Raw genomic sequence first — 13556 nt, 5'->3', positions numbered from 1 at the left:
GGCAAGCTGGTAACCTAGAACGCACACCACGGCACACACCACTGAGGAGACAGCATGGATCTGGGTCAGGCGCTGCAAGGGCGCAGTTCTCGCGCGGCATCCATCCTGCTGGCCATCGTGTCGGTGCTGCTGGTCACGCTGCTGTACTACAAGCAGAACACTTTCCTCGAGGGTTTCGAGGCGCGTACCTACGACCTGCGGTTCAAGAGCCTGCGCGGCCCGATCACGCCGCACCCCGACATCGCCATCATCACCATCGACGACCGCAGCATCGCCGAACTCGGGCGTTTCCCCTGGAGCCGCCAGCAGTACGTGCGCCTGCTGGAGCGCCTGGAGACGGCCAAGCCCAAGGCCATCCTGTTCGACGTCTTTTTTCCCGAGGTCGAGAGCGCCGAGACCGACCAGGCCCTGGCCGAGGCGATCCGGCGCGCCGGCAACGTGGTGCTGGCCACCACCTTCGAGTTCGACCGCCAGTTCCGCGTCAGCGGCAGCACCGGCAGCCTGCCGCAGCTGGAGCGGGCGGCGGCCGGTATCGGCCACATCAACCTGATTCCCGAGGAAGACGGCGTGAACCGCCGCAACCTGCTGCAGATCGAGCGCAATGGCAAGCCCGTGCCCTCGCTGGGCCTGATGGCGGCCCTGCTGAGCCTGGGCGAGCAGCAGTTCAGCGTCGAACCCTTCCGGGTGCAGCTGGGTGAGCGCAGCATCCCCGTGGGGCGCGACGGTGCCCTGTGGATCAACTACACCGGTGCGCCCGGCAACTACCCGCGTTATGCCTTTGCCGACGTGGTCCATGGCCGGGTCGACCTGGCGCCGCTGCGCGGCAAGACGGTGTTCCTCGGGGCCACGGCGCTGGGCATCTACGACATGCGCGTCACGCCCTTCCATCCCAACTCGCCCGGGGTTGAGGTGCACGCCGCCGTGGCTGATGACATCCTGAGCCAGCGCTACATCCAACGCACCGGCCTGCAGTCGCTGTTCGACCTGGTGATGATCGTGCTGATCGGTGGGGCCAGCTTCTGGCTGACGGCCCAGGTGCGGTTGCAGCGCGCCATCCCCGCTGTGGTGCTGCTGGCCGCGGCCTATGTGGGCCTGAGCTACTGGCTGTTCCTGCAGGGCCAGTGGGTCAGCATGGTCTACCCGCCGCTGGCGGCCACGGTGGCCCTGCTGGTGGGCGGTGGCTTCCGTTACATGGTGCTGGAGCGCAGCGCGCGCGAGATGCGGGCCATGTTCTCCAGCTACCTGTCCAGCAAGCTGGTCAGCCAGCTCGAGCAGAACCCGGGTGCGGCACGCATCGGCGGCGACAACCGCGAGGTGACCGTGATGTTCACCGACATCAAGGGCTTCACCGCCTTCAGTGAACGGCACAAGCCGCAGGTGGTGGTGGCGCGCCTCAACGAATACCTGGGCGCCATGGTGCAGCTGATCTATGCGCACGACGGTACGGTCGACAAGTTCATGGGCGACGGCATCCTGGCCTACTGGGGCGCTCCGCTGGCCCAGCCCGACCACGCCAAACGCGCCGTGGCCTGCGCCCTGGCCATGAAGCAGCTCATGGCCGAACTGGGCGCACGCTGGCAGCGGCAGGGCGTGGAGCCTTTCGTGATCCGCGGCGGCATCCAGACCGGCGACGTGGTGGCGGGCAACATCGGCTCGCGCGGCCAGAAGATGGAGTACACCGTGATCGGCGACACCGTCAACCAGGCCTCACGCCTGGAGGGTATGGCCAAGTACTTCGGCGTGGACTTCGTGGTGGGTGACGCCACCTACCTCAAGACCTGCGACAGCTTCCGCTTCCGCCGCCTGGACCGCGTGCGTGTGGCGGGCAAGGACATCCCGGTGGCCATCCACGAATTGCGTGGCGCCGTGCAGCCGCAAGAGGACCGGCTGGAAAACCTCTTTGCCGCCGCCCTGGCGCAGTTCCGCCAGCAGCATTGGGAGGCGGCGGAGCAGGCCTTCCTGGCCATCCTGGGCGAGTACCCCAACGACATCCCGAGCCGGCTATATTTGGAGCGCTGCCTGCAGTTCAAGGCGGTGCCCGTCTCCACCGACTGGGATGGCGTGTTCAACCGGCAGGACAAGTAGCACCTTAGCGAAATAGCAGACCTGGCCCGCGATGGCCAGGCGAGAACCATCAGAGGACAGACACCATGCGTCTTTTCACCATCGCCGCCATGGCCCTGCTGCTGCAGGGCACCGTGCTGGCGCAGAACGCTGCGCCCAGCCGGGTCGAATACGTGCGTTTCCTGCAGGCCACGGAGACCCGCAAGCTGCTGGGCATGGGCGGCAACCGCCTCTACGTGGCGCGCAAGAGCGGGCAGGTCGATGTGCTGGACGCCGGCCAGAACGGCCAGGTCCTGTTGAGCCTGCAGGCCAAGGACGCCGAAGGCCGGTCCCTGCTGGGCCAGGCCGAGGCGGTGGCGGTGTCCGACGACACCGTCTACGTGGTCGACAGCGACGAGAACCGCGTCGTGATGTACGCGCTGGACGGCAAATACAAGGGCCGCTTCGGTGGCCGCAGCGGCGAGGGCGGCCTGTCCTCGCCGCAGGGCATCTTCGTGGCCGGCGGCATCGTCTACGTGGCCGACACGGGCAACCGTCGCATCCAGATGTATGGCGACAACGGTGTGTTCCTGGCCACCCTGCCTATCGACAGTGCACCGGCCAACAAGGGCATCGACGAGCAGAAGGTGGCCTACAAGCTGGACAAGCCGGCGGCGGTCGCGGTCGATGCCCAGGGCCAGATCTACGTGCTCGATGCCAGCGGCGGGCTGTTCAGCGACAAGTCGCAGGTCAAGGTGTATGCCCAGGATGGCAGCCACCTGCGCCTGCTGCCCAAGAACGGCAAGCCGGTGGCCCTGCAGATGGCGCACGATGGCGTCTATGTGGTCGATGCCGAAGGGTATGCCGTGCAGAAATACGATGCCAGCGGACGCATGGTCAGCTACTTCGGCTCCCGCGGTGACGGGCGCGCCCAGTTCCTGAGCCTGTCCGGCCTGGCGCTGGCCGGCACCGACGTCTACGTGGGTGACCGTGAGCGCGGCCTGGTGCATCACTTCCGCACCGGCGCGGCACCCGCCAGCGTGCTCACGCCGCGGCAGACGGCCGTGCCCTATGTGCGTTGGCAGCAAAGTCTCAACGTCGCCGCCGGCCGCATGGCCTGGGACGGCAAGGACACGCTGCTTGCGGTGGCGCGTGACAAGTCGGCCCTGCTGCGCATCAAGGATGGCGCCGCGCAGGAGATGCCGCTCAAGGACCTGAACCCCACGGCCCTGGCTTTCGACAAGAGCGGCGCCCTGTGGGTGCTGGAGCGCAACCGCGCGCGCCTGCACAAGCTCGATGCGGCCGGCAACTCGGTGTTGACCGTCGGCAGCAGCGGCAGCCGCAACGGCCAGCTCGACGGCCCGAACGACTTCGTCATCGCCAGCGATGGCAGCCTTTATGTCGCCGACAGCGGCAATGGCCGCATCCAGGGTTTCAGCGCCGACGGCGTGTTCTTCAAGCTGATCGACAAGGGTGTGCGCGAGAAGCTGGGTCGCCCGGCGGCACTGGCCATCGATGCCCAGGACCAGCTCTACGTGCTCGACACCAGCCGCAACGCCATCACGGTCTTTTCCGCCGCGGGCGAGCCGCTGCGCGAGTTCGGCAACGACCCGGCGCGCGAGACCGAGAAGCTCAGCCGCCCCGTGGCCCTGCTGGCCACGCAGGAAGAGCTGTTCGTGCTGGACAGCGACCGTGTACGCGTCTACAGCTTCGAAGGACGGCAACTGCGCAGCTTTGCGGCCCCCGGCAAGGAGAACGGCGAACTCTCCGAGGCCGACGCGTTGGCCCTGCGCGATGCCAGCAGCTTCTACATCGCCGAGCGCGGCAGCCCGCGGGTGCAGCTGTTCAGCACACAGTACAAGCCGCGCGCGCCGCAGCAGCTGGTCGCACAGCCGTCGGTGCATGCCGTGGAACTGCGCTGGGCCGCGTCGCCCCTGGCCTATGTGAAGCTGTACCAGGTCTACCGGGCCAGCAGCGAAGCCGGGCCCTTTGTGCGCATCGGCAGCAGCCCGAACGCGCAGTACATCGACGCCCAGCTCAAGCCCGACGAGACCTTCCACTACCGCGTGGCGGCCGCCACGGCCAGTGGCGAGGAAGGCCTGCCGGGCCCGGTCGTGGCCGGCGTGGCACTGAAGTACACCCCGCCGCCGCTGCAGGAGGTCAAGGCCGAGGCCACCACGGCGCGCGTGCGCATCAGCTGGAAGGCGCTGGACGCCAAGCTGGTCACCGGCTATGTGGTCTACCAGAAGGAGGGCGAGAAGTTCACCAGGCTGGGCGAGACCGCCACGCCCGAGTTCCAGCGCGACAACCTCAACCCCGGCACGGCCTACACCTTCTGGCTGGCGGCGCGTAGCGTGGACGGCGTGGAATCCGAGAAGCAGGCCGTGTCGGCCAGCACCCTGGCCGACAACCGCGCCCCGCTGGAGATCGATGCCGGCCAGCTGCACAACGTCTTCTCCAACAGCTACAAGCTCTACGAGAAGGACGGCGTGGGCGCCATCAAGCTGAGCAACAACACGCGCTCGACCATGAACGACATCAAGGTCAGTTTCGTGCTCAACAACTTCATGGACTTCCCGACCGAGCAGCGCATCCCCTCGCTGGAGCCCGGCGCCAGCCGCGAAGTCGTGCTCAAGGCCGTGTTCAACAACAACATCCTCACGCTGACCGAAGACACCCCCGTGCAGGCCAAGCTGGAGGCCAGCTACTTCGAGAACGGCCAGCCCCGGGTCTACAGCCAGATCAAGACCATCAACATCTACGACAAACACCGCATGGGCTGGGACGAGCGCGGCCGCTACGCCGCCTTCGTCACACCCAAGGACCCGCTGCTGATCAACTTCTCGCGCTCGGTGGCCTCGGAGTTCGGCGCCAACAAGGAGCCGACCCAATTGGCCGCGGCGCTTTTCAACACCCTGGGCGCCCTGGGCGTGACCTATGTGCAGGACCCGATCAACCCCTACCAGGTGACGTCCAACAAGGTCGACTACGTGGATTACATCCAGTACCCGCGCGAGACCATCCAGCGCCGCTCGGGTGATTGCGACGATCTGGTGGCGCTGTACTCGGCCGCCCTGGAGAGCCTGGGCATCCCCACGCGCGTGCTGCTGGTGCCGGGTCACATGCTCATGATGTTCGCCACCGGCGTGGAGGCCAGCTCCGACGGCTACACCATGAACGACATGTACGTGGTCCACGAGGGCATGTTGTGGATCCCGGTGGAGGCCACGCTGGTGGGCAAGTCTTTCATCAAGGCCTGGGAAACCGGTGCCGCCACCTATTACCGCGAGAAGGGCAAGGAGGGTTTTGCCGTCTTCGATGTGCACGAGGCCTGGGAGAAGTTCAAGCCTGCCGGCCTGCCCGAGGACCCCTGGCGCGCCCCGGTGGTGGGCCGCGACGTGATGGAGCGCAACTTCCCCGGCGACCTGCTCTCGGTGCTCAAGATCAGCTCGCAGACCATGACGCGCCGTTACCTGCAGGCCATCCAGAAGAACCCGGCCGACATGGACGCGCACCTGCAGACCGGCATCATCCTGGCGCGCCAGGGCGACCGCGCCGAGGCGCGCAAGTACTTCCGCAAGGTGGTCGACAACCAGCCGCGCAACGCCGCCGCGCTCAACAACCTGGGCAATCTGCACATGCTGGACAGCCAGTACGCCGACGCGCAGAAGTATTACGCCGATGCGGCCAAGGCTGATCCCAAGGACCCGGAGATCCTGGTCAACCTGGCCCAGGCCTACAAGGCCGGCAAGAACGTGGACAAGGCCAAGGAGGCGTTCACGCAGGCCCAGAAGGTGGACCCGGCCATGGCGAACAAGTACAAGGCGCTGGGCCTGGAGCTGCTGAACGCCTTGTCTTCGTCCAGGGCCAGGCCCGCGGCGGCGGCTTCGCGTGAGAAAAAATAGACAAACGGGCGTGTGTGTGTCGCCAGCGGACTTGATTTTGACTGGCTGGCTCCCATACTCGCTGATGACGGCGGACACGCCCTGAACTTCCGGAGTCCCACATGAAAAAGCTCATCACTCTCCTGCTTGCCTTCGGTGTTGCCACTGCCTTTGCCCAGAGCGGCGGCCAGGGCGATTCCTGGACCGGCTTCTGGGAGCGGTTGCGCATGAAGATCGAGCAGATGACGCCGCAGAAGAAGCTGGGCAGCACCACCGCCGTGGGCGGGGTGCGTGGCGCGGCCGTCGAAGCCACCGACGTCTACTGGAAAGGCGAGGCCAAGCCCCAGTCCATCGATGCCGACGAACTCGGCGCGTTCCAGAAGGCCATGGCCCTGGTCGAGGCCGAGCAGAAGGACCAGGCCAAGGCCGCCTTTGCCGAGTTCAGCAAGACCTACCCCAACAGCCCGCTCAAGGCCGACGCCGATCAGGTCATGGCGCGGCTGATGACCGGCAAATAAGCGCTGCGGCCTTCAGCGCCGCAGGAAATCGCGGATCGCGGCCAGTGTCTCGTCCGGGGTTTCCGTCATCTGGTGGTGGCCCACGGGCAGGCTGACCACTTCCACCTTTTTACCGCTCTCACGGGCCTTGGCGATCAGGCTTTGTGCCGCCTTGGGGCTCGTCATCTGGTCCATGCTGCCCAGCAGGAAGAGCACCGGGCAGTCGATCTGGGTCACGGCCTGTTCGCCATTCGCATACCGGTCGCAGGCCTGGAAGCCGCGGTGGAACACATTGACCTGCCGATTGCTGGCCAGCACGCGCCGGCCCAGGGCCAGGCTGGCGCCGTAGATCCAGGTGCCCGGCCCCAGCGAGGAGGGGGGCGCCGCCAGGGTGCTGCGTGAGAAGACGTTGATCATCTTCAGGGCCTTTTCAGGCTCGTTGAGCGAGGCGTCCAGCAGGGTCTGCGAGACCTTCATGGGGTAGGCCGTGCCCACCAGCACCAGGTGGCTGATGCGCTGCTTCAGGCGTGCGGCGGCTTCGAGTGCGATCAGCGAGCCCCAGCTGTGGCCCACCAGGGCGGCACGCTGGATGCCTGCGGCGTCGAGCAGGTCGGCGATGAAGGCGGCCGCCTGTTCCACGGTTTCGGGCGCGTCACCGCTGCTGCGGCCGTGGCCCGGCAGGTCCACGGCCAGCACGTTCCAGCCGTGGTTGGCCAGGTAACGGCTCTGCAGGCTCCAGACGCTGTGATCGTTGAGCACGCCGTGGATCATCACGACCGTGGGCTTGGTCGCATCAAACGCCTTGCCGCCGGTGTAGCAGTAGCTGGGTGCGCCGTTGACGGTGAGCATCATCATGCACCTGCCTTTTCTGAGGCCTTCAATGCCCGCTTCAAATCCTCGATCAGGTCGTCCGGGTCCTCCAGGCCGATGGACAGGCGGATCGTGCCCTGTGTGATGCCGGCACCGGCCAGGGCCTCGTCGCTCATGCGGAAGTGGGTGGTGCTGGCCGGGTGGATCACCAGGCTGCGGCAGTCGCCCACATTGGCCAGGTGGCTGAAGAGCTTGAGCGCCTCGATGAAGGCCTTGCCCTGTTCCCGGTTGCCCTTGAGATCGAAGCTGAACACCGAACCCGCACCGCGCGGCAGCAGCTTCCTTGCCAGTGCATGGCTGGGGTGACTCTCCAGCAGCGGATGGCCCACACGCGAGACGAAAGGCTGGCTGGCCAGGAACTGGACGACCTTCTCGGTATTGCTCATGTGGCGCGCCATGCGCAGCGGCAGCGTTTCGATGCCCTGCAGGATCAGCCAGGCCGTGTGCGGGCTCATGCAGGCGCCAAAGTCGCGCAGGCCCTCGCGCCGCGCGCGCAGCAGGAAGGCGCCGATGGTCGACTCTTCGGTGAAGACCATGTTGTGAAAACCGTCGTAGGCCTGGCTGAGTTCGGCAAATTTCCCGGACCGGTCCCAGTCGAAGCTGCCGCTGTCCACCACCACGCCGCCGATCACCGTGCCGTGGCCGCTGAGGAATTTGGTGGCTGAGTGGTAGACCAGGTCGGCGCCGTGCTCGAAGGGCTTGATCAGCCAGGGCGAGGTGAGGGTGGAGTCCACCAGCAGCGGCACGCCGGCCTCATGGGCGATCGAACTGACCGCGGGGATGTCCAGCACGTCCAGGCCCGGGTTGCCTACGGTCTCGCCGAAGAAGAGCCTGGTGTTCGGGCGCACGGCGGCGCGCCAGCCGTCCAGGTCACCCGGTTTGACGAAGGTGGTCTCGATACCGAAGCGGCGCAAGGTGTAGTGCAGCAGGTTCTGCGAGCCGCCGTACAGGGCGGTCGAGGCCACGATGTGCGAGCCCGCGCCCATCAGCGTGGCCACGCTCAGGTGCAGCGCCGCCTGGCCGCTGGCCACGGCAATGGCACCGATGCCGCCTTCCAGGGCCGCCATGCGCTGCTCGAACACCGCGTTGGTGGGGTTGCTGATGCGGCTGTAGACATGGCCGGCGCGTTCCAGGTTGAACAGCGCCGCGGCATGGTCGCTGGACTCGAAGACAAAGGAAGTCGTGAGGTGGATGGGCACCGCACGGGCCCCCGTGGTCGGGTCGGGTGCGGCACCGGCGTGCAAGGCCAGGGTGTCGAAGCCAGGGTCGGAATAGCCGGGCATGGAGTTCTCCTTGAGCCGCCGTCATCAGGGTAAACCGGTGGCTGCGACCGGTTGACCTGCGCGGGCATTAGCGTTTGAATGGTGACATTGTGGGCTATATTCATAGCAAACCAAGCTACATAGGCGTCACGAGGAGCACACCATGAAAGTCAGCGACATCCTGCGCGTCAAGGGCAGCACCCTGTACACCGTGACCCCCGAGGAACCCCTGGCCAGGGCGCTGGACGCCATGGCCGAGAAGGACATCGGCTCGCTGGTGGTCATGGAACACGGCGACCTGGTGGGCATGCTGACTTTCCGCGAAGTCATCCAGCAGGTGGTGAAGAACCGGGGCAGCGTGGGCACGACGCTGGTGCGCACCGCCATGGACGACGCGCCCCTGACCTGCACCATGGAGACCGAGCTCGACGAGGTGCGCCGCATGATGCTGGACCGCCATGCACGTTACATGCCCGTGATGGACAAGAAGATGCTCATGGGCGTGATCAGCTTCTACGACGTGGCCAAGGCCGTGGTGGACAGCCAGAACTTCGAGAACAAGATGCTCAAGGCCTACATCCGCGACTGGCCGGAAGACGACGTGCCGGATTCGAAGTTCTGAGTTGCGCACCATGCCAGCGCGGTCGCCGAGCCATTCGGTTTGACGCTGGCAACGTCAGATCCATGCTTGACAGGCTCCCCTGACTTGGGTGAGCAGTGGCGAAGGGCAAAACATCGCCGTCCCTTGCGACACTGTGAACAAGTGATTACAATCATCCCATGCCGACGATCAAGCGCACCCCCGAGTTCGATGACTGGTTGGGCAACATCAGAGACGGCATGAGCCGTATCCGGCTGGGCAAGCGGCTGGACAAGGCGCAGCGCGGTCTATTGGGCGATGTGGAGCCGGTGGGCGAGGGCGTGTGGGAGATGCGTGAGCACTTCGGGCCGGGCTGGCGCATGTACTACGTGCAGCGCGGCGAGGTGCTGGGTGGCGGCGACAAGAGCACCCAGCAGGCGGACATTGCGGCGGCCATCGCGCTGTCCAGAACCCTTGAGGAGTGAATGACCATGACCCGGAAAATCAAAGTCTCCGAGCTGCCTGATTTCGATATGGCGGAAATGCTCAAGACCGACGAAGACGTTGCCAGCTACCTTACTGTTGTGCTGGAAGAGAACGACATGGGCGAACTCACCCACGCACTGGGCGTGGTCGCCCGGGCGCGCGGCATGAGCGCGGTCGCCGAGCAGTCGGGCCTGACGCGCGAGGCGCTGTACAAGGCCCTGCGCTCCACCTCCCAGCCCCGCTTCGACACGATCAACCGGGTGTGTCAGGCGCTGGGCGTGAAACTGGTGGCGCAGGCGATTCATGCCTGAAAGCCGGAGGAAGAGCGGGCCCCTGCGTCAAATGCAAGGCCTGTCCCCGGCTCTCTTTCAACTCCGCCACCCATCCCCCTCACGCCGTGCACGGCCCAGGGCCTCCAGCGTTTCCAAAATACGCGGCAGGCCTTTCTTCCAGGGGCCGCGGCTCTTGAAGCTGGCTTCGATGGCGTCCAGCGCCATCGCGCCGCTGCTGGCAGACAGCACCGCGGCCACCGCGCGCACCTGTTCGGGCAGGGTGGCGGGCCAGGGCTGGGCGCCGGTCTCGGGCTTGGCCACCGCTCTTGCTGCCGACGCGGGCGCCTCATCCGGCGCATCCGGTGCGAACAGTTCTTCGTTCTTCTTTGCTTTGGGTGCGGTTGCCGCCGTCGGGTGCTGGAACTCGGGGCGCAGCCAGCGCACGTTACCGTTCTTTTCTTCGGCAGCGCGGCGGGCGTTCAGCGCGACCAGGCGGGTGAGCAGCTCGGGCGTGTCGGGCGCATCGCTCCAGCCGTAGGCTTGCAGCACCGCGGCGTCCAGCTCGTCGTGCAGGTCCTTGAGCACGCCGACCAGGCCGTGGGTGTGGATGGCTTTTTCTTTGGACGTGAGTTCACGGCCCTCGCGCAGGGCTTCCAGCACGTTGTACAGGCCGGTGAGGGTGAGCTTGCTGCCGTCCTTGGCCGACTGCGCCAGCACCTTCTTTCGGTGGGCGTCGATCTGCTCGGCGAGGGCGGCGATGCGGTGGCGCAATTCCGGGGTGAGACCGGTGTCTGTGTCAGGAAAGGGGAAGGTTTCGAAACAGCGGGATTTGTTGTAACGCGGATCATTCCCAACACCTAAACGACCGCCTGCTGCTAAAGCCCATTCAATGTGGGAGTGACTGGAGAGAACGCCTAGGTGATGGGCATCGTTGCTGGCGATGGCAATGAGCATGTTGTCGGGCAGGATGCTGGCGTCCAGAAACTGGAAAGTGCGGTGCTTGGCGGTTTCTACGGTGGCGATGTAACGGGGGAGGGGCGCGAGTTGCTTGCGCAGAACCTTGCGGGGCTCACCGTGTATCCACCAGTTAACACGGTAGCTTGCGCGGTTATTTTGGTCGCGTTCAGGTTTAACGCGTTCCATTAGCCACTGATAGATGGCCGGGAATCGAGCGCGAAGTTGTTCGGCTGTCATGCCAAATGCGTCAATGACTTTGACGCCTCTTTGGCCTTCAGTCAGATCGCGCCCATTGCGATATTCACGAATTACTTGCTCCAGACCGGGTGTGTTACCCAGACCCAATTCGTGAGCTTCTTTTTCTGTGACGATGAAGCCTGCGCCAAAGAGTTGCACGCCACGATTGCTGAGGTTCTCGTTGGAGCGCAGTGACACGGCGCTTGCTGTATTGGCGCCAACGCTCAAATCTGCATGGATTTCGCCAAATTGCTGGCTGAAACTCACCAGCACTTCGCCGTGCTCACCGGGCGCTTCACTCGTCACGGTCAGCAGCTTGGCATAGTCGCGCCCGGCCAGCGAGTCATCCATCGTCATGTTTACATCCGCGTCGCGGCGGCACACGGTCATGGCAATGCGCACGGCCGCACCATCGTGCGAGTCCACCCAGGGGTGGTCCGGGATGGCAAATTCAATCACCGTGCCGGCCAGCAGGGCGCGTTCCAGCACGCGGCGGTTGAAGGTCTGGCGGATGCTGTTGGTGGTAATGAAGCCGAAGCGATGGGTCTGCGCTTGCACCAGCAGGTCTGCCGCATGGCTCCACCAGTACATGACGAAATCTGCGCTTTCCGGTACTTCGGACCAGACGCGGCGCAGTGTCTCCACATAACCGTCGCCCAGCGCGGCACGCATGGTGCTGGCACCAATGAACGGCGGGTTGCCCACGATGAACTGCGCCATGGGCCACTCGGCCTTGCGTGCGTTCAGGTATTTCCACTGCGGCACCTGGGCCGCTTCGTCGGGCACCTGGGCGCCCGTGACCGGGTGGGTCTTGAAGGTCTTGCCGTCCCAGCGCGTGAGCAGCGTGCCATCACTGTCATAAGCCGGCTCCAGGTCGTCCCAGGCCAGCACGGCGTCGCGGCATTCGATGTTGCCGTAGTTGTGGATCACGGGTTCGGCCACGGCCTTGTTGCCGCGGGTGCGGATGTGCCACTGCAGGTAACCGATCCAAAGCACCAGCTCGGCCAGGGCGGCGGCGCGCTCGTTCAGCTCGATGCCGCGCAGCTGTTGCAGCGTGACGGTTTCGCCCTCCAGTGCCAGGCTGTCTTGCGTCTGGCCATAGGCTTCCAGCTGGTTGAGGACTTCGCCTTCCAGGCGTTTCAGGTGCTCCAGCGTCACGTACAAAAAGTTGCCGCTGCCGCAGGCCGGGTCCAGCACGCGGGTGGTGCAAAGCTGGTGGTGGAACTTGTGCACTTCGGCGCGGGCCTCGGCCATCTTGGCTTCATGGGCCTTGCCGCTGAGTTCGGCCGCTTCCTGGGCCAGCACCAGCGACGCGGCCTGGGCATTGGCCCAGTCTGCGCGCAAGGGCTCCACCACGGTGGGCAGCACCAGCCGCTCGACGTATGCGCGTGGGGTGTAGTGCGCGCCCAGGGCGTGGCGTTCGGTCGGGTCGAGCGCGCGTTCCAGCAGGGTGCCGAAGATGGCGGGCTCCACTTCGCGCCAGCTGGCGCTGGCGGCCGTGATCAGCAGGTCGATCTGGGCCGGCGTGAGCAGCAGGCTGTACCCGGTGGCCAGCGGGTCCTTGAACAGCTTGCCGTTGAAGAGCAGCACCGGCGTCGCCAGCGCAGCACTGAAACCGCCGCGGTCCATATCGGTCCACAGGGTGCGCAGCATCTGCTGCAGCGTGCCGGGTTGGGCGTGGTGGCTGCGCAGCAGGTTCAGGAAGCTGCCTTTGGGCAGCAGCTCCACGTCTTCCGCAAACATGCTGAACAGACAGCGGGTCAGAAAGGCGGCCACATGGTCGGCGCGGTGGCCAGTCTGCTCCAGGGATTTGGCCAGCTCTGCCAGCTGGGCGGCCACCTCCCGGGTGACGCGGGCGCTGGCGCGGGCGGGGTCCAGGCTGTCGGGCTGCGTCCAGATGGCGCGCAGGGTGTCCAGCACCTCGGGGCGGGCCAGATCGGCCAGCTTGATGCGGTGGCTGCGTGGGTCGGGGAAGGGCGTGTAGGTGGCGCCGCTGCGGGTGAACTCGGAATACAGCTCGATGACGTTGCCCACATCCACCACCAGGCAGAACGGCGGGCGCCCTTCAGAGGCGGGCAGGGCGCGGGCATAACCCTCAGCCTGGGCTCGGGCGCGCATGAGGGCGTCGTCAAAGCCTTTGGTGGCGGTGCTGCCTTTGATCTTCTTGGCTTCCAGCACAAAGTGGCCGCGGCGGTAGCAGTCGATGCGGCCGGCACTGCTGCTGCCGTCCCCGTGCTGGAAGGTGATGGGGCGCTCGAACATATAGTCCTGAGCCCCCGTGGGATGGGGTGGCTCCACACCCAGCAGGGCGCACAGTTCGCGCACAAAGCTTTGCGCGGTGGACAGCTCGGAGGCGGTGACACCGCTCCAGCGGCCAATGAAGTGCTGAACCGCCTCTGGTGTGGCGGTGCTTTGCGTGTTGGTCTCTCCCATGAGGGGCATGATAGCGGCAGGTGCAGCGGCTCTGG

The 13556-nt window shown here is 65.7% G+C and carries 9 protein-coding genes; 6 read left to right on the top strand and 3 right to left on the bottom strand.

Annotated elements, in window-relative coordinates:
- Window positions 1-54: 54 nt before the first annotated feature.
- The 3 genes from AC1RRP_RS04930 to AC1RRP_RS04920 all read left to right on the top strand — a co-directional run bounded on the left by AC1RRP_RS04930 (window position 55) and on the right by AC1RRP_RS04920 (window position 6445).
- Window positions 55-2085, top strand: coding sequence for a CHASE2 domain-containing protein (locus AC1RRP_RS04930; protein WP_493033828.1), 2031 nt, complete (start codon window positions 55-57; stop codon window positions 2083-2085).
- 65 nt (window positions 2086-2150) lie between these two features.
- Window positions 2151-5948: a tetratricopeptide repeat protein gene (locus AC1RRP_RS04925; protein ID WP_493033826.1), complete on the top strand. Its 3798-nt coding sequence runs from the start codon at window positions 2151-2153 to the stop codon at window positions 5946-5948.
- Window positions 5949-6049: 101 nt separating this feature from the next.
- Window positions 6050-6445: a tetratricopeptide repeat protein gene (locus tag AC1RRP_RS04920; RefSeq protein WP_493033824.1), complete on the top strand. Its 396-nt coding sequence runs from the start codon at window positions 6050-6052 to the stop codon at window positions 6443-6445.
- A gap of 12 nt (window positions 6446-6457) precedes the next feature.
- Here the strand turns inward: AC1RRP_RS04920 and AC1RRP_RS04915 are convergent, their stop codons facing one another.
- Complete coding sequence (locus tag AC1RRP_RS04915; RefSeq protein WP_493034175.1) at window positions 6458-7276, bottom strand: alpha/beta fold hydrolase; 819 nt, start codon at window positions 7274-7276, stop codon at window positions 6458-6460.
- The gene (locus AC1RRP_RS04910) at window positions 7276-8577 is read right to left on the bottom strand and encodes an O-acetylhomoserine aminocarboxypropyltransferase (protein WP_493033822.1); all 1302 of its coding nucleotides are present in this window, start codon (window positions 8575-8577) and stop codon (window positions 7276-7278) included. The genes AC1RRP_RS04915 and AC1RRP_RS04910 overlap by 1 nt, the downstream gene beginning before the upstream one ends.
- Before the next feature lie 142 nt (window positions 8578-8719).
- Here AC1RRP_RS04910 and AC1RRP_RS04905 point away from each other — a divergent pair, with 142 nt between their 5' ends.
- From AC1RRP_RS04905 to AC1RRP_RS04895, 3 genes are all read left to right on the top strand, one after another.
- Window positions 8720-9178 (top strand): CBS domain-containing protein, encoded by a 459-nt coding sequence (locus AC1RRP_RS04905; RefSeq protein WP_493033820.1) that lies wholly within the window; start codon window positions 8720-8722, stop codon window positions 9176-9178.
- A gap of 158 nt (window positions 9179-9336) precedes the next feature.
- Entirely contained in the window at window positions 9337-9621 is a 285-nt protein-coding gene (locus AC1RRP_RS04900) for a type II toxin-antitoxin system RelE/ParE family toxin (RefSeq protein WP_493033818.1), read from the top strand.
- A gap of 6 nt (window positions 9622-9627) precedes the next feature.
- Window positions 9628-9933, top strand: coding sequence for an addiction module antidote protein (locus AC1RRP_RS04895; RefSeq protein ID WP_493033816.1), 306 nt, complete (start codon window positions 9628-9630; stop codon window positions 9931-9933).
- A gap of 57 nt (window positions 9934-9990) precedes the next feature.
- Here the strand turns inward: AC1RRP_RS04895 and AC1RRP_RS04890 are convergent, their stop codons facing one another.
- Window positions 9991-13521 (bottom strand): class I SAM-dependent DNA methyltransferase, encoded by a 3531-nt coding sequence (locus tag AC1RRP_RS04890; protein WP_493033814.1) that lies wholly within the window; start codon window positions 13519-13521, stop codon window positions 9991-9993.
- Window positions 13522-13556 lie beyond the last annotated feature (35 nt).

This window comes from Hylemonella sp. GW821-FHT12C09, assembly GCF_058807395.1.
This window is presented reverse-complemented; position numbering and strand designations above follow the sequence as displayed.

Coding starts and splice junctions, on each gene's coding strand:
- AC1RRP_RS04930 (WP_493033828.1), top strand. CDS start 55: ATGGATCTGGGTCAGGCGCTGCAAGGGCGCAGTTCTCGCGCGGCATCC.
- AC1RRP_RS04925 (WP_493033826.1), top strand. CDS start 2,151: ATGCGTCTTTTCACCATCGCCGCCATGGCCCTGCTGCTGCAGGGCACC.
- AC1RRP_RS04920 (WP_493033824.1), top strand. CDS start 6,050: ATGAAAAAGCTCATCACTCTCCTGCTTGCCTTCGGTGTTGCCACTGCC.
- AC1RRP_RS04915 (WP_493034175.1), bottom strand. CDS start 7,276: ATGATGCTCACCGTCAACGGCGCACCCAGCTACTGCTACACCGGCGGC.
- AC1RRP_RS04910 (WP_493033822.1), bottom strand. CDS start 8,577: ATGCCCGGCTATTCCGACCCTGGCTTCGACACCCTGGCCTTGCACGCC.
- AC1RRP_RS04905 (WP_493033820.1), top strand. CDS start 8,720: ATGAAAGTCAGCGACATCCTGCGCGTCAAGGGCAGCACCCTGTACACC.
- AC1RRP_RS04900 (WP_493033818.1), top strand. CDS start 9,337: ATGCCGACGATCAAGCGCACCCCCGAGTTCGATGACTGGTTGGGCAAC.
- AC1RRP_RS04895 (WP_493033816.1), top strand. CDS start 9,628: ATGACCCGGAAAATCAAAGTCTCCGAGCTGCCTGATTTCGATATGGCG.
- AC1RRP_RS04890 (WP_493033814.1), bottom strand. CDS start 13,521: ATGGGAGAGACCAACACGCAAAGCACCGCCACACCAGAGGCGGTTCAG.